Here is a 16,029-nt window from a genome sequence, read left to right as displayed (position 1 = left end):
CATAGGAAAATAATGGCAACTTGCCAAAACTTTAAAACCATCCGTAAGAAACAGACTACATGCAAGTTAATGAGCATCCATAAACTACAAACGGGTATGTAAGAACGGGATTACAAGCGTAGAAAAATAACAGCCTCTACCGGGTCAAACCGACTAACTAATTAAGACACGAGCGTGTAGAGGCAGCCGATTGTGCCTCGGCGAGTTAGTTATCGGTTTCGTGCGACCAGACGCTGATTCAGCGTCCATCCGTTGCCGCGCGGTGCGCTGTATACCTTCGTCACGATGGAAACCAAGCCAGGGGCGAGCGACGCGCATAGAGCTGTCAGCGGCGGCGCATACGGCGGGTGGAGACTTAGGGGTGCAGAGGTTTGAGAGGGAAGGTGTTCGGGCAGGCGTGATCGCGGGCAAGCCCGCGCTTTTTTACTGTGCCCGCGTGAGCCATTTGTCCAAGCCCACCACCGCCAACGCGATCAGCACAAACCCCGTCAAAATCCCCCCGGCATTCACAAACACCTGTGGATAACCAAGGGTACCGACGTCGATGAACGGGTACTGGTACTGCCCGAGCAAATCCCCGCGCAGCAACACATAGGCGAAGTACGCCAGCGGGTACAACACCCACAGGCCAATGTGCTTGAACCGCAAGGCGCCCTTGGGCACGCAGCGCCACCAGTAGACGACAAACAGCAGCGGCATCACGTCGTGAAGCAATTCGTCGGCGATGAACTGGAACCCCTCGGGCTGCCACAAATGCCGTAGCAACACGTTATAGGCCAGGCTCACCAGCACAATGTTGACGGCAATCGCGCTGCTGACCCCGGGCGCCAGAAAATACCGCTTCACCGCTGAATCACGATGAACCACGGCATAACTCAGCACCACCGCCACCAGGGTGTTGGTCAGCACCGTAAAGAAGCTGAAGAAGTTGACCAGCCCGCCCAACAGACTGGCGCCTGTCGACCAGCGCGAATGGAAAATCAGGTACTGCTGAATCGCCAGCCCCACCCAACCGGCCAAGGCGGCCGCCGCTACACAGCGCTTCATAGGTTCAGTCCAGCGGACGTTTGGTGCGCATCAGTTTTACGTAGAGGCCTTCGACTTTCTCCCGCGCCCAAGGGGTCTTGCGCAGGAACGTGAGGCTCGACTTGATGCTGGGGTCGCTCTTGAAACAGCGCACATCAATGCGTTCGGCCAGACCGCTCCATTCGTAATGTTCCACCAGGGTGGTGAGGACGTGTTGCAGGGTCACGCCGTGGAGTGGGTCGTTGCTTGTCGCGGTCATGCCGGGCCTTTTGCAGTAAGTAGAAATACAGCCGGTCACTTTAGCACGAACAAAAAAGTTCCCGTTCTCAGCTAAAAAGGAATGTTATATTGTAACCATGAATTTCAGATCTTTAGTCGTTTTGCCAAGGAATGTGTTTGATGCCCTTCTCTTCTGTATGGCGCTTGACCCCACTTGCCGCCGCCCTGTTGATCTGCTCCGAAACCCACGCGCTGGAGCTGCAACCCCAAGTCATCACTGGCAACCCATTGGGTAGCGAACAACTCGCCTCGCCGACCACGGTACTGGAGGGCGATGACCTGACCCTGCAACAAAAAGGCAGCCTTGGTGAAACCCTGAATAAGCAGCCGGGTGTTTCATCGTCGTACTTTGGCCCCGGTGCCAGCCGTCCCATCATCCGCGGCCAGGATGGCGACCGCATTCGCATCCTGCGCAACGGCGTGGGCGCGCTGGATGCCTCGTCGCTGTCCTACGATCACGCAGTGCCGCTGGACCCGGTCAACGTCGACCGTATCGAAATCGTGCGTGGCCCGGCCGCACTGTTGTATGGCGGCAGCGCCATCGGCGGCGTGGTCAATACCTTCGACAACCGCATCCCTACCGAGGCCATCGAAGGCATCCACGGTGCCGGTGAACTGCGCTACGGCGGCGCCGACACCACCCGCAGCAGCGCGGGCAAATTGGAAGCCGGCAACGGTACGTTCGCCTTGCACCTGGATGCCAATGCACGGGCCTTCAACGACCTGAAAATCCCCGGCCAGGCACGCAGTCGTCACGCCCCGGAAACCGAAGACGCCCCCGGCAAAAACGGTCGCCTGGGCAACAGCGACGGACGCCAGGATGGCGGTGCCGTGGGCGGTTCCTACACCTGGGACGACGGCTATGCTGGTTTGTCCTACAGCAATTACGACGCGAACTATGGCTCCCCGGCCGAGCAGGACGTACGCATCCGCATGAAGCAGGATCATTACGCCTTCGCGTCGGAAATCCGCAACCTGCAAGGCCCATTTACCTCGGTAAAACTCGACGCCGGCTACACCGACTACGAACACCGCGAAATCGAAGGCGGCGAAACCGGTACGATATTCAAGAACAAAGGCTATGAAGCACGCGTCGAAGCACGCCACCAACCCATTGGTCCGTTCGACGGTGTGGTAGGCGCGCAAGTGACCCGCAACGAGTTCTCGGCCCTGGGTGAAGAAGCCTTTGTTCCGCAGACCAACACCAATGCCGGCGCGCTGTTCATCCTTGAAGAAATGCAGGCCACTGAACGCCTGAAACTCAGCCTCGGCGGACGCCTGGAACACACCAACGTCGACCCGGATGCCAAGGGCAACGCACGTTTTGCCGGTGCCGATAAATCCAACGATTTCACCGCCGGCAGCCTGTCTTCCGGTGCGGTCTACACCCTCACGCCGGTTTGGTCCCTGGCCGCAACCCTGGGCTACACCGAACGCGCACCGACGTTCTACGAGCTGTATGCCAATGGCGCCCACGTCGCCACCGGCACCTACGAGTTGGGCGATGCCAACCTCAAGAAAGAAAAAGCCGTGTCCAGCGACCTGGCGCTGCGCTTTGACAATGGCACTCACAAGGGCAGCTTCGGCATGTTCTACAGCCGCTTCTCCAACTACATCGGCCTGCTGGGCAGCGGTCGCACGCTGAACGATGAAGGCGAAGAAGACGCTGGCGGCATCCCCGAGTACACATACTCCGGCGTGCGCGCCCGTTTCGCTGGCTTCGAAGCCCAGGATCACTGGAAACTTGGCGAAAGCGCCTACGGCAAGTTCGCACTGGAACTGTCGGGCGACTACACCCGCGCCACCAACCTGGACACCGGCGAAGCCCTGCCGCGTATTGCACCGCTGCGCTTGAACAGCGGTTTGCTGTGGGAACTGGACCGCTGGCAGGCGCGCATCGACGTGGAACATGCCGCAGGCCAGGGCCGTGTGCCGGATAACGAGAGCGGCACCGATGGCTACACCACGTTGGGGGCAAGCGCGGGTTATCGCTTCAATGTCGGTGGCAGCCAGTGGCTGGCGTTTGTGAACGGTGAAAACTTGACCAATCAAACTGTGCGCTATGCCAGTTCGATCCTGCGCGATATTGCGCCGGCACCGGGTCGAAGCGTGCAGTTCGGCATTCGCACCACGTTCTAACTCACACCCTATGCCCCCTGTGGGAGCGGGCGTGCTCGCTCCCACATTGGTTTTGCAGCGACACTTGGTCACTGTTACCAATTCAGAAATGATGCATATCGCGATTCGTCCTTTCTCTCCAAGAAAACTCCCTTTATCCTTGCCCGCAATAATCTGAAACGTTTCACCTCCCGGTCGACCCCATCTTGCTGCTTCAAACCGCCTATCAAGACAGCGCTGTCTTACCCAGACCTGCGCCTGAGGATAAATCGCCCGCCTGTGGATAACCCTAATTATCCCCAGAAAATCCGAATTAACGCTGAACCAAGCCCGTGTCGAATCGTCATCTACAGTGAAGAAACACGGGGATACATAATTCCAACGTCACGGAGAAACACACTATGAGCACTGATGGTGCTTCAAGCCCAAGCCGCCTGCTGCCCAGGTTGCTAGGCGTCTTGCTGCTGATCATGGGCCTGGCCTTGCTGGCCGGGGGTATCAAGCTGACGATGCTTGGCGGGTCGCTGTACTACCTGCTGGCGGGTATCGGCATCACCCTGACCGGCGTCCTGCTGCTGGCCACCCGCCGCGCTGCACTGGGCCTGTATGCACTGGTGCTGTTCGCCAGCACCGTATGGGCCTTGTGGGAAGTCGGCCTGGATTGGTGGCAGTTGGTGCCGCGCCTGGCGCTGCTGTTCGCCCTGGGCATCGTCATGCTGCTTCCGTGGTTTCGCCGTCCGTTGCTGCGTGGCCAACCTGCCCCGCTGGGCACTGGCGCACTGAGTGTGGCCGTGGTGCTGGCGGGTGCTACCGCCCTGGCCAGCCAATTCACCAACCCAGGTGAAATGGTCAAGACCGGCCAACTGGACCGCGACGCAGTACCTGGCATGGCCAGTGCTGCGCCGTCCCAGGCTGAGGGTGACTGGAACTCCTACGGCCGTTCGGCCTACGGCGATCGCTACTCGCCACTGGCGCAGATCACCCCGGAAAACGCCCACAAGCTGGTGCCGGCGTGGACGTATCGCACCGGTGACATCCCTGGCCCGAACGATCCAGGCGAAACCACCGCGGAAAACACCCCGCTGAAAGTCAACGGCATGCTCTACGTGTGCACGCCACACAGCCAAGTGATTGCCCTGGACCCGGACACCGGCAAGGAAATCTGGCGCTTCGATCCGAAGATCAGCAGCATGGGTGCCGAGAACTTCAAGGGTTGGGCGCACATGACTTGCCGTGGCGTGTCGTACCACGATGACGCCGCCTACGCTTCCGAGCAGAGCCCAACCGGTAGCGCCAGCCCGGCTGCCGCACCGAATGCCTGCCCGAAACGCATCTTTGTACCGACTGCCGACACCCGCTTGATCGCCCTCAACGCCGACACCGGCAAGATGTGCGAAGACTTCGGTGACAAAGGCCAAGTCGACCTGCGCGCGAACATCGGGGGCTTCGCCCCAGGCGGTTACTACTCCACCTCGCCACCGGCCGTGACCAAGAACCTGGTCGTGATCGGCGGTCACGTGACCGATAACGTCTCCACCGACGAGCCGAGCGGCGTGATCCGTGCGTTCGACGTGCACACCGGCAAATTGGTGTGGAACTGGGACAGCGGCAACCCGGACGACACCACCCCGTTGGCCGAAGGCAAGACCTACACCCGCAACTCGCCGAACATGTGGTCCATGTTCGCCGTGGATGAAAAACTCGGCATGCTCTACCTGCCGATGGGCAACCAGATGCCCGACCAATACGGCGGCGACCGTACCGACGATTCCGAGAAATACGCTGCCGGCCTCACCGCCCTGGACATCGACACTGGCCACGTGAAGTGGACCTTCCAGTTCACTCACCACGACCTGTGGGACATGGACGTGGGCGGCCAGCCTTCGCTGATCGACATCAAGACCGAAGCCGGCGTGAAGCAGGCAGTGATGGCGTCGACCAAACAAGGCAGCATCTACGTGCTGGACCGCGCCACCGGCCAACCGGTCGTGCCGATCCACGAAGTGGCGGTACCGCAAGGCGCAGTGGCGGGCGACCGCACCTCCCCGACCCAACCGAAGTCCGACCTGAACTTCATGCCACCGCCGCTCAAAGAGCGTGACATGTGGGGCGTGACACCGTTCGACCAACTGCTGTGCCGGATTGATTTCAAATCCATGCGTTACGACGGTGCTTTCACGCCGCCCTCGCTGCAAGGTTCGATCGTTTACCCAGGCAACTTCGGCGTGTTCGACTGGGGTGGCATTTCCGTCGACCCGGTGCGCCAGATCGCCTTCGTGAACCCAAGCTACATGGCGTTCAAATCCAAGCTGATCCCGGCCGCCGACATCGCCAAGCAAGGCCCACGCGTCAGCGAAACCGAAGGCGTGCAGCCAAACAAAGGCGCGCCATACGGTGTGATCCTCGAAGCCATGTTGTCGCCAATGGGCCTGCCGTGCCAGGCGCCGGCATGGGGTTATGTAGCGGCGGTCGACCTGACCACCCACAAGACCATCTGGATGCACAAGAACGGCACCGTGCGTGACAGCGCGCCGGTTCCAATTCCGTTGACCATGGGCGTACCTAGCCTGGGCGGCACCTTCACCACCGCCGGTGGTGTTGCGTTCCTCAGCGGTACCCTCGACCAGTACCTGCGTGCCTATGACGTGAAAAACGGCAAGCAACTGTGGGAAGGCCGCCTGCCAGCAGGCGCGCAAACCACGCCGATGACCTACACCGGTAAAGACGGCAAGCAGTACGTGCTGGTCATGGCCGGCGGTCACGGCTCCCTGGGCACCAAACAGGGTGACTACGTGATGGCGTTCAAACTGCCGGAATAAGCGTCACCGGCGGTAAAACAAAGGCGGCTACCTGTGAAGGTAGCCGCCTTTTTTATGCCGGTTAAAGCGGCACCCGCTCCCGGCGCATCCACATCTCGAACGCCATCGCATTCAACGGCCGACTGATCAGATAACCCTGGGCGGTGTCGCAATTCCATTGTTTGAGCAGTTTCAGGCTGGGGGCGAATTCCACGCCTTCGGCCACCACCTTGAGCCCAAGGTTATGGCTCATCTCGATGGTGGAGCGCACGATCACCCCGTCACCACTGGTGCTGTCGAGGTTGCGCACGAAGGACTGGTCGATCTTCAACTCCTGCACCGGCAGGCGCTGCAATTGCGCCAGGGACGAATAGCCGGTGCCAAAGTCATCCACCGAGAGGCTGATACCGCAGCCGCGCAGTTGCTCCAGGACGCTGAGCGCCTGTTGCGGGTTGTGCATGATCGCGCTCTCGGTGATCTCGAAAATCAGTTGCTCGGCCTCCACCTGGTACGTCATCAAGAGCGCGGTGACACGAATCGCCAGGTCATCATCAGCCAGATCGTCCACTGAAATATTCACCGACAGCTGGATCAGCATGCCGCGCTGCGCCCACTCGGCGATCTGGCGGATGGCTTCTTCGATCACCCACAGCGTCAGGCTGCGCATGCTGCCGGTACGTTCGGCCAGGGGGATGAATTCGACGGGAGAGACTTGGCCCAGGGTCGGATGCTGCCAGCGCAACAAGGCTTCGGCCTGGCATACATGGCCATGCTTGAGGTCGAGCTTGGGCTGGTAACACAGGAACAATTCGCCCTCGATGGCGGCACGCCGCAGGTCGCGGATCAAGGTGATCTGGCGTTGATGGGCCAGGTCGCGGTCCTGCTGGTAGATCTGCAAATGCCCCGGCAGGCTGGCCGCGTCATGCCGGGCGATGGCGGCGCGGCTGATCAACTCTTCCACTTGCTGGCCGTCTGCCGGGTAGGCGGCAATCCCCATGCTCACCTCGTGGCGCAGTTCGTCATTGCCGATGCGCTGGGGCTCGGTGAGCAGCGCGTAGAGGCGGTCGGCACGGGCCACAGCGCGGTCAACCTCGGTGTTTTCCAACAACAGCAGGAATTCGCTGCCGGCGATACGCGCCGCCGTATCACTGGCCAACAGGCTGATGGACAGGCAACGGCTGGCTTCGCGCAGCATCTCTTCCACGCCCTGGGGGCCGAAACCTTCGTTGATCACTCGGTAGTTCTCGATCCCCAGGTACAGCAACACCACCGGCCGGCGTGCACTGATCGCGCTGCCCAGGCGCTCCATGGCCAGGGCCCGATTGGGCAGGCCGGTGAGCGGGTCGTGCAGCGCGTTGTGCGCCAATTGCCGCTCGCGCACGGCGATACCGCTTTGCATGGCGTTGAAAGCGCGGGCCAACAGACCGAATTCATCGTGGCTGCGCACGCGCACCGGCGTGCGGTAATCACCGGCGCCGATACGTTCGGCCGCCTGCACCAGGGCGTTGAGCGGGCGCGACACCCGTCGCGCCAGAAACAACGCGGCGGCCAACGACACCAGCAGCACGGCCAGGGCAATCCCGAGGAACTGCCGGTCCAGCGGTGCAAAGGATTCCAGGGCATGGTCCAGCGGGCTTTGCAGCAGCACACGCACTTCATCGCCATTGCCGGTATTGGCCAGCGGCAATACCCGGCTGAGCACACGCTGACCGTAGAACATATGGATTTTCGGTTCGGGGTCGACATGCCCTTCGCGCAACAGGCTAAGCGTACCGGCCTGGTAAGCCTGCGGCTGGGTACTGAACAGCGGGCCGGGCGTGTCATTTTGCACGCTGAGGAACGACACCTCCAGGTTGCTCATGGAGCGCAGCTCACTGGCGAACAGCTTATCCATGGGAAAGCCCATGACGACGCGCGCAATGGGTAGATCGTCGATCACTTCGCGCTGCACCAACAGATAGGGCCGCCCATCCAGGGCCACGATCAGCATCTGCAGGCCCGTACGCCGGGCGTGGCGCAAGGCGTCGTCATAGGGAAAAGACTGACCGCGCACGAAGATTGGCAAGGTGCTGACCATGACCTTGCCATCCAGGCCCAGTACAAACACTTCGCTGGAACGGATGCCCGTGCCGTGGCGACGCAATGCAGCGAGAACCGGCCCGGTCTTGCCTTCGGCCACGGCATGTTTGAATGGGAGATCGGCGGTCAGCCAGTCCAGGCCGTACTGCAGGCGACGCCCGCGCAGGTCGAGCAGGCGCTCGAACACCTGGCTGCCGGTTTGCAGTTGGACTCGCGCCTGGTTTTCCACGGCGCGGGTGGTGGCGGTCTTGACGGCGAAATATGTGGCGGCGACGACCACCAGCAGCAACAGAGCCAGCACCCCGGCAATGCGGGTTTGGAACGTATGGCGCCACCTCATTGCAGTGCCCTCTGGCAGCGTTCGCCTCTCTCTGCCACTACGTCCCTTTGTCATGTGCATTCCCTGCGACCGCTGACCTGGCGTCAAAAAAACATCTATTTTGAGTGGATATTAGGTTTTAGGAGATTAGCTGGGAGTAGGGTTAAGTGCACCCAATAAAAACGGGGAGTTTTGTGGCGGTTTTTTGGCGACAATGGGTTAACTGAAGGGCTCGGCGGCTCGGGGGGGGGACGCGGGGTTGAGTACATATCCTTTATTTAGGTTATGGCGACTATGGGTTCCGCTCTTACAGCGGGTCACTTTGGAAAAGCCCCAAAGTAACCAAAAGGCTCTTGCCCCAACACTCGGCACCTCGCTCACGCTCGGTGTGCCCGTAATCCGACAGTGATTTGGGGGGCCGCCGCCACGCGCCATCCATGGCGCGGGGCGGCTAAGCCGGCATCCCTGCCGGTTTACCCCCCAAATCCCTGCCGAATTCCGGCCAGCGTGTTTGACGGGGCGCCTGAGATCAAAAGCAAAGCAAAAGCAAAAACAAAAGCACGGCGCCCTGACAGCCAGCCCGAGTGGTTGGATCAAAGGCTGTTACCTGTAGGAGCTGGCTTGCCGGCGATGCGAACGACTCGGTACCGCAGGCACACCCCGGTGATGCCATCGCAGGCAAGCCAGCTCCCACATTTGACCGCGTACGCCTCCCCAAACCGGTCGGCTCTAAGGCCGCCGCGCTTTTGCTTTTGATCTGGGGCGCCCCGTCAAACAAGCCGGAGTGAGGGCATGCCGAGCCTAGGTGAGGCACCGAGTGTTGGGGCGAAGCGTTTTTGGTTACTTTTTGCGCTCTTCAAAAAGTGACCCGCTGTAAGAGCGGAACCCATAGTCGCCGTTACCAAAGAAACGGATATGTACTCAATCAATCAATCAATCAATCAATCAAAGACAGCGAGCCCGCATAAAATCCCCCCACCGCCGCACCAAATAATTATGCTCATCCATCACCGAATTCCACACCGCAATATGCCCCATACGCTGCTCATAAGACCCCCCATCCCGCACTTCCCCGACATCAATCAACGGCAACCCGTCACTCCCCAGCAACTCCTCCCGCGCCGGCTCCCCCGCGTACCAATAATCCCACTCCGCACTGCTCAAGTGATCCCGCGTACGCGCCGGGTTCCCAATGTAGTAACCCTGGCGCGCCATCACCGCCCCAGGCCACCCCGACAACCACCAATTCAAATACGCATACGCCGCATCCAACACCGCGCCCTTGGCATGCCGCGACAACGACAACCCACCAAACCACGCGCGATACCCTTCACGCGGCACCGCCAAGCGGTATTTCACCCCCGCGCGATGCAGCCGCATCAAGGTCGGCGACCACAGGCTCTGGATATCGATACTCGGGCTGAGCATCAATTGCGCGGCCTCTTCATCATCGGACCAGAACGCCGCAAAGTGCCCCTCCTTCTGCTTGCGCACCAGGATGTCAGCAAGCACGTCGATCTCTTCAATGCTCATGTTGCCGATGTCCCTGAAGCTCGCCAGCCCCGCGCCCTGCACCGCCAACGCCGCATCCAACGCACCGATGGCGGCGTCACTCTGCAAGGCCGTGCGCGCACGCCAAGCGGGGTCCAAAAGCCAGCCCCAGCTTTCGTTACCGTGGCAAAAGCCTTCGGGCAACCGTTCGGGGCGGTAGGCGAAACTGTCGGCGTTGTGGGTCAGGGGCAACATGCTGATGCGGTCGGTGACCGTGCTGCCGAGGCTGCCATCGTGCTGCACGAACAACCGTTCACTGGGCACACTGCCGCTGCCGAGGCGGTCATCGGGTGACAGGCGACCGCGCTTGGGCAGATCATTGATTTCGTGCCACAGCGCGATGCGTCGGGTGTCGATGGGCTGGATCGCCCGGGCCGGCCACACGAAGTCAACGTTGTGGAACCACTGGTCGTACAGGTCGTAGCTGTCGGGTTGCATCACCGCGATACGCTGGGCCTGTTCGACGTCGTGCACCTGATAGACCAGGCGAATGCCCAGCTCCTGCTCAGCGCGCACGCGCAAGCATTCAAGCAGGGTGACCGAAGTACCGAGGACTCTTAACGTGATCATGCCGCAAACCGTCGTGAAAACACGTTGAAGGAACGTCGCAACAGTTCGGGGTCGAGGCCGCGCAGGATAAACACCAGGCGCGATTGCCGATCACTGCCCGGCCACGCAGGCAGGTGCACCGGCGCATGCAGGCAATGCTGCACACCATGAATGACGATGGGGGCGTTACTGGCGTTCACGTTGAGCAGCCCTTTGACACGGAGGATCCGTTCGCCGTGGCATCTTAACAGCATCGACAACCACACCCCGAACCCCACCCAGTCCAGGGGCTGGTCGAAGGTCAGGCTGCACACTTGTGCGGCGCCGTGGGTGGCGGTGGCGGTGCGATGCAGTTGCCAGCGACTGACCTCCACGGCGGGTTCGAGGCTGCGCAGGCCTTCGCCGAGCAGCAGTTGATCGCCGCTGTGGATTTCGTGGGTATCGAGAATCGGCGTGCCGGCATTCAGCGCCTGCAAATGGGCGCGCAACGCCGTGCAATCGCCGGCCAGATCGGTCTTGCTCAGCAGCAGGCGATCCGCCGCCGCCACTTGCGCCAGCCATTCCGGGTGCAGGCGTTCTTGCACAGAGGCGTGGCTGGCATCGACGAGGGTAATCACCAGGCCAACATGGAAACGCCCGCGCAGTTGCACGTCGTTGTTCAAGGTGGCAAGAATCGGTGCCGGGTCGGCCAGGCCGGTGGTCTCCAGGATCACCCGCTTGAAGGCCGGAATTTCACCCCGTTCGCGACGCTGCAGCAGGCCGAGCAGTGCGTCTTTCAACTCGCCACGGATCGAACAGCACACGCATCCGCTGGGCAACAATACGGTGTCCGGTGCCACCTCTTCCACCAATAGGTGGTCAATGCCGACATCGCCGAATTCGTTGATCAGCAGCGCGGTGTCGCCCAGGCTTTCGCCTTGCAGCAGGCGCTTGAGCAAGGTGGTCTTGCCGCTGCCAAGGAAGCCGGTGATCACATTCAGAGCCATGCTCATTGTTTAATACCTCAATGATGCCCCTGTAGGAGCCCGGCTTGCCGGCGATGGCGTCCTTCAGAATGCCATCGCCGGCAAGCCGGGCGCCTACAAGTCCAGGTGATCCAGCAAGTGGGGGTCGAGGGGGTCCAGCGGGCGGCCGAGCATGCTCTCGGCCGCCTGCCAGAGTTGATCCAGGCCGCTGGCCAGCGCCTGTTTGCCGGTGGCGCCCAACAGCAAATACGACGCGCCCTGGAAATCTTCGACCTTGAGCCGGAACACTGCCAGCACCTGGTTTATCGCAGTAATCCGGCGCAGGCGTTCGCGGCGCCGGGGCAGTTCATCGCCCAGGGGATCGCTCCAGTGCAGGTCTTCGCCAAGCAGTCCGCAGAGTCCGCACATGGCTACACCCCACTCATGGCATGACATCGCCGGAGTTCGGGCCCAGGGTCTGGCCGACGAACAGGTTGCCACCGGGCTCGCTGGCGAGCAGCACCGCCGTTGGCGCAACTTCATCAGCCAGACCGAAGCGACCCAGGGGCAGTTCCTTGGCCTTGGCGCGCTTCCAGTCGTCGCTGATACCGCCTACCAGCGGCGTCTCGATCGGGCCTGGCGCGATGGCGTTGACCAGCACATTGTCCTTGGCCACTTCCAGGGCCAGGGACTTGGTGAAACCGATCACCCCGGCCTTGGCTGCGGCGTAATGGGTCAGCTCGGCGCCGCCCTTGATACCTAGTTGCGACGCGACGTTGATGATCCGCCCCCAACGTTGCGCGAGCATGTGCGGCAAGGCGCGCTGGCTGGCGACGAACACACTGGTGAGGTCGACACGCAGCATGTCGTTCCACATCTCAATGGACAGGTCGACGCAGCGTGCCTGGGTGAGCATGCCCGCGTTGTTGACCAGGATATCGATTCCGCCGAAGTGTTCGATGCAGCAATCGACACTGGCCTGGGCGCCTTCGACGGTGCCGACGTCAGCCAGGCACTCGAACACCTCGGCACCGAGGTTGCGGCAGGTGATCGCCGTTTCCGCGAGGCTGGCGGCGTTGCGGTCGGCCAGTACCAGGCGCGCGCCTTCAGTGGCGTAGGCATGGGCGATGGCGGCACCGATGCCGCTGCCGGCGCCGGTGATGACGGCGCGGCGGTGGATGAGTTGGGGCATGTAAATTCTCCCGAGACAAACACAGTTCTGATGTGGGTACAGTCAATCGGGCCAGCGTACGGTCAGGCCACCGTCGATGACGATGCTTTGCCCGGTCAGATAGCTCGATGCGTCACTGGTCAAAAACTGCACCAGAGACGCCACTTCATCCGCCCGCCCTACCCGGCCCAACGGAATCGCGCGCGCCGCTTTCGCCAAGCCTTCCGGCCCCAACGAGTTCTTCGCATCCAGCGATTGCGGCGTCTCGATCAACCCTGGGATCACCGCATTGCAACGGATGCCCTTGGCCGCCAACTCCACCGCCAGCGACCGGCACAACCCCGGCACGCCGGCCTTGGCCGCCGCGTAATGGCTGTGTTCCTGCCAGCCATACACACCGCCGGCAATCGACGAAATCGCCACCAGCGCACCGCCTTCCTGCATGTGCCGGGTCGCCGCGCGGAAGGTGCGCATCACCCCCGTCAGGTCGACGTTGAGCATTTCGTCCCACAGCGCGTCGGTCATCTCCAGCAACGGTGCGCGACGCAGCAGGCCGGCGTTGGCCACGGCGTAATCCAGTCGACCGAAATGCTGGATGGCTTGCGCGGCCAGGGCATCGACTGAAGCGGTGTCACCCACGTCCAACGGCAGCATCAGGCACTCGCCACCGGCCTCTTCTACCAGGCTGACGGTGGTCTGCGGGTCATGGGGATCGGCCGGGTAATACCCGCCGACCACCGCCACGCCGTTACGGGCATAGGCCACGGCGAGGGCTTGGCCGATGCCGCTGGCGGCACCGGTAATCAAGGCGACTTTACGGCTCATCACACACTCCTTACTGAACGGTTTCCGGGCGCACATGGCGTGCGGCAAACATCAAGGCGCCGGACAGGAAACACGGCAGCGCACCGAACCACAGCGCGGCGGTCTGCCAGTCGCTGCCGGCAGACAACACCTGGGTTGCGCCAAAGCCTGCAACCACCGCACCGATCGGCCCCATGGCGTGGATGATTGCGCCTCCAGTGGCGCGGATGCTGGTGGGGAAACTCTCGCTGATAAAGAACAACGCCGCCGAATATGGACCGATCAGGAAGAACAGGCCCAGGCTGTACAGCCCGACTACCATCGGCATATTGCTCGGGCCAAACAGCATCCCGGCGAACGACAGGCCGCCGAGCATCCAGCCCAGGCCAATCACGTTGCGACGGCCGATCTTGTCACCCATCCAGCCGTGGCTGAGGTAACCGCAGTAACCCACCAGGTTCGACAGCACCAGGATGATCAACGAATTCTCGAACGAGATATGGTGCACGCTGACGATCACCGACGTACCGAGCACGCTGAACACCTGGATCGCCGCCCAGTTGAGCAACAGTGCCGCGCCGATCACTAACGTGGCGCGCCGCGCCGGGCCCCGGAACGCGGCCTTGAGGCCGGCCTTGCTGTGTTCGTCATAGTCCACGCCGTAGGTCACGGCAACGTTTTGCGCTTCCTTCACTGCGCCGCTTTTACGCAGTTCGCTGATGCGCTGGTGGATCTGGAACTGCGGGCTCTCCTTGAGCTTGCGCGCCATGATCGCGATGACAATCGCCGGGATCGCGGCGAAGATGAAGCAGCCCTGCCAGCCAATGATCGGCAGCAACAGCGCGGTCAACCCGGCGGCAATCAAAGCCCCCACCGGCCAGCCGCCTTGCACCAGGCTATAGATAAAACCACGGCGTTTGGTCAGTCGCGGATCTTCCGAGGCGCCATACAACTCACTCAAGTACGTCGCGTTGACGGTTTCTTCGGCATACCCCAAGCCACCCAACGAACGGATCAGAATCAGCGGCGACTTGCCCCACGCACCGCCGATCGCGGTGAGTGCCGAGCACAGCGCGGAGCCGGCCACCGTGAAGATAATGCCGGTGCGCCGCCCCAATTTGTCCACGACCGGGCCGATGGCAAACGCAACCACCGCCGTGCCGACCGCCACCCACGTCGCGATTTCAGCTTGCTCCACTTCACCCCAGCCAAAATGCCGGCCGATCTCCGGCAGCAAGGTGCCGAACAGGATGAAGTCATACACCGCAAACACCCAGGCGAAAAACGCGATCCAGGTGGCGAATCGCACCTCCTTGGACGTCAGTTGCCGGGGCTTCCAGCCAGTCAGGTCAAGCTTGTTGTAGATGGACATGGGTCGCGCCTCAAGGGTTAGTGGCCCACCGTAGGAGCGAACGTGCTCGCGAAGAACGCCTCGACACCGCGTTCATCCAGGATGCCCGCGTCATCGTTGACGGTTTCCGCGGGCAAGCCCGCTGCTACAGGTGGGGTGTGTCAGGTACGGGGTTGGCGGCGGATGAAGTCGTCGGCGATTTCGTCGAAGGTCACGAAGCGCACACCGGCATGGCTCTGAATGTGTTCGATCAGGCGCTCAAGCATCAGCAGCACTTGCGGACGGCCGGAGACGTCGGGGTGGATGGTCATGGTGAACACGGCGTGTTCGTGTTCGCGATACACCCAGTCGAACTGGTCGCGCCACATTTCTTCGAGGTGACGCGGGTTGACGAAGCCGTGGCTGTTGGGGGCTTTCTTGATGAACATCATTGGCGGCAGGTCGTCCAGGTACCAGTTGGCCGGGATCTCCACCAGGTCGGTTTCTTCGCCGCGCACCAGGGGTTTCATCCAGGTGTCGGGGTGCTGGCTGTAGTCGATCTTGGTCCAGCTGTCGCCCTTGCGCACGTAGTAGGGATGGAAGTCGTTGTGCATCAGGCTGTGGTCGTACTTGATGCCTTTTTTCAGCAGCAGTTCGTTGGTGACCTTGCTGAATTCCCACCACGGCGCCACGTAACCCGTCGGGCGCTTGCCGGTGACTTGGGTGATCAGCTCGATGGATTTATCCAGGACAATTTCTTCCTGCTCGGCCGTCATGGCGATGGGGTTTTCGTGGCTGTAGCCGTGCACACCGATTTCGTGACCGGCGTCGGCCACGGCCTTCATCTGCTCGGGGAAGGTTTCCATCGAGTGGCCAGGGATGAACCAGGTGGTACGCAGGCCATAGCGTTCGAACAGCCTGAGCAGGCGCGGCGCGCCGACTTCGCCGGCGAACAGGCCACGGGAGATGTCGTCCGGCGAGTCTTCGCCGCCGTAGGAACCGAGCCAACCGGCGACGGCGTCAACGTCGACGCCGAATGCACAGAGAATGTCTTTAGCCAT

12 protein-coding genes are annotated in these 16,029 nt (G+C 61.6%); 2 read left to right on the top strand and 10 right to left on the bottom strand.

The window, feature by feature from the left end; all coding sequences use genetic code 11:
* Positions 1-423: 423 nt before the first annotated feature.
* Positions 424-1,047 (bottom strand): Pr6Pr family membrane protein, encoded by a 624-nt coding sequence (locus AB4N92_RS17540; RefSeq protein ID WP_010212837.1) that lies wholly within the window; start codon positions 1,045-1,047, stop codon positions 424-426.
* 4 nt (positions 1,048-1,051) lie between these two features.
* On the bottom strand, positions 1,052-1,285 hold the full coding sequence (locus AB4N92_RS17535; protein WP_010212838.1) for a VF530 family protein: 234 nt from the start codon (positions 1,283-1,285) through the stop codon (positions 1,052-1,054).
* 140 nt (positions 1,286-1,425) lie between these two features.
* On the opposite strand from AB4N92_RS17535, the gene AB4N92_RS17530 reads away from it, so the two are divergent.
* Positions 1,426-3,444: a TonB-dependent receptor gene (locus AB4N92_RS17530; RefSeq protein WP_045791276.1), complete on the top strand. Its 2,019-nt coding sequence runs from the start codon at positions 1,426-1,428 to the stop codon at positions 3,442-3,444.
* Positions 3,445-3,824: 380 nt separating this feature from the next.
* The gene (locus tag AB4N92_RS17525; RefSeq protein ID WP_044286685.1) at positions 3,825-6,242 is read left to right on the top strand and encodes a glucose/quinate/shikimate family membrane-bound PQQ-dependent dehydrogenase; all 2,418 of its coding nucleotides are present in this window, start codon (positions 3,825-3,827) and stop codon (positions 6,240-6,242) included.
* A gap of 61 nt (positions 6,243-6,303) precedes the next feature.
* On the opposite strand, the gene AB4N92_RS17520 is transcribed toward AB4N92_RS17525, so the two are convergent.
* From AB4N92_RS17520 to AB4N92_RS17485, 8 genes are all read right to left on the bottom strand, one after another.
* A complete protein-coding gene (locus AB4N92_RS17520) occupies positions 6,304-8,640 on the bottom strand; it encodes a putative bifunctional diguanylate cyclase/phosphodiesterase (protein WP_187517265.1) in 2,337 nt (778 codons plus the stop codon).
* A 924-nt stretch (positions 8,641-9,564) separates the two neighbouring features.
* Positions 9,565-10,740: an ABC transporter substrate-binding protein gene (locus tag AB4N92_RS17515; protein ID WP_236266905.1), complete on the bottom strand. Its 1,176-nt coding sequence runs from the start codon at positions 10,738-10,740 to the stop codon at positions 9,565-9,567.
* Complete coding sequence (locus AB4N92_RS17510; protein ID WP_069672370.1) at positions 10,737-11,711, bottom strand: CobW family GTP-binding protein; 975 nt, start codon at positions 11,709-11,711, stop codon at positions 10,737-10,739. The genes AB4N92_RS17515 and AB4N92_RS17510 overlap by 4 nt, the downstream gene beginning before the upstream one ends.
* Positions 11,712-11,798: 87 nt before the next feature.
* Positions 11,799-12,092, bottom strand: coding sequence for a hypothetical protein (locus AB4N92_RS17505; protein ID WP_205517942.1), 294 nt, complete (start codon positions 12,090-12,092; stop codon positions 11,799-11,801).
* A gap of 13 nt (positions 12,093-12,105) precedes the next feature.
* The gene (locus AB4N92_RS17500; RefSeq protein WP_010212852.1) at positions 12,106-12,855 is read right to left on the bottom strand and encodes an SDR family NAD(P)-dependent oxidoreductase; all 750 of its coding nucleotides are present in this window, start codon (positions 12,853-12,855) and stop codon (positions 12,106-12,108) included.
* A gap of 42 nt (positions 12,856-12,897) precedes the next feature.
* Positions 12,898-13,659 (bottom strand): SDR family NAD(P)-dependent oxidoreductase, encoded by a 762-nt coding sequence (locus AB4N92_RS17495; RefSeq protein ID WP_042571706.1) that lies wholly within the window; start codon positions 13,657-13,659, stop codon positions 12,898-12,900.
* A gap of 10 nt (positions 13,660-13,669) precedes the next feature.
* Positions 13,670-15,010, bottom strand: coding sequence for an MFS transporter (locus tag AB4N92_RS17490; RefSeq protein WP_010212856.1), 1,341 nt, complete (start codon positions 15,008-15,010; stop codon positions 13,670-13,672).
* 140 nt (positions 15,011-15,150) lie between these two features.
* On the bottom strand, positions 15,151-16,029 hold the full coding sequence (locus AB4N92_RS17485) for a polysaccharide deacetylase family protein (protein WP_021491817.1): 879 nt from the start codon (positions 16,027-16,029) through the stop codon (positions 15,151-15,153).

It is taken from the genome of Pseudomonas sp. S3_A09 (genome assembly GCF_054668065.1).
This window is presented reverse-complemented; position numbering and strand designations above follow the sequence as displayed.

Excerpts from the sequence above, each read along its gene's own strand:
- AB4N92_RS17540 (WP_010212837.1), bottom strand. The coding sequence starts at position 1,047 with ATGAAGCGCTGTGTAGCGGCGGCCGCCTTGGCCGGTTGGGTGGGGCTG.
- AB4N92_RS17535 (WP_010212838.1), bottom strand. The coding sequence starts at position 1,285 with ATGACCGCGACAAGCAACGACCCACTCCACGGCGTGACCCTGCAACAC.
- AB4N92_RS17530 (WP_045791276.1), top strand. The coding sequence starts at position 1,426 with ATGCCCTTCTCTTCTGTATGGCGCTTGACCCCACTTGCCGCCGCCCTG.
- AB4N92_RS17525 (WP_044286685.1), top strand. The coding sequence starts at position 3,825 with ATGAGCACTGATGGTGCTTCAAGCCCAAGCCGCCTGCTGCCCAGGTTG.
- AB4N92_RS17520 (WP_187517265.1), bottom strand. The coding sequence starts at position 8,640 with ATGAGGTGGCGCCATACGTTCCAAACCCGCATTGCCGGGGTGCTGGCT.
- AB4N92_RS17515 (WP_236266905.1), bottom strand. The coding sequence starts at position 10,740 with ATGATCACGTTAAGAGTCCTCGGTACTTCGGTCACCCTGCTTGAATGC.
- AB4N92_RS17510 (WP_069672370.1), bottom strand. The coding sequence starts at position 11,711 with ATGAGCATGGCTCTGAATGTGATCACCGGCTTCCTTGGCAGCGGCAAG.
- AB4N92_RS17505 (WP_205517942.1), bottom strand. The coding sequence starts at position 12,092 with ATGTGCGGACTCTGCGGACTGCTTGGCGAAGACCTGCACTGGAGCGAT.
- AB4N92_RS17500 (WP_010212852.1), bottom strand. The coding sequence starts at position 12,855 with ATGCCCCAACTCATCCACCGCCGCGCCGTCATCACCGGCGCCGGCAGC.
- AB4N92_RS17495 (WP_042571706.1), bottom strand. The coding sequence starts at position 13,659 with ATGAGCCGTAAAGTCGCCTTGATTACCGGTGCCGCCAGCGGCATCGGC.
- AB4N92_RS17490 (WP_010212856.1), bottom strand. The coding sequence starts at position 15,010 with ATGTCCATCTACAACAAGCTTGACCTGACTGGCTGGAAGCCCCGGCAA.
- AB4N92_RS17485 (WP_021491817.1), bottom strand. The coding sequence starts at position 16,029 with ATGGCTAAAGACATTCTCTGTGCATTCGGCGTCGACGTTGACGCCGTC.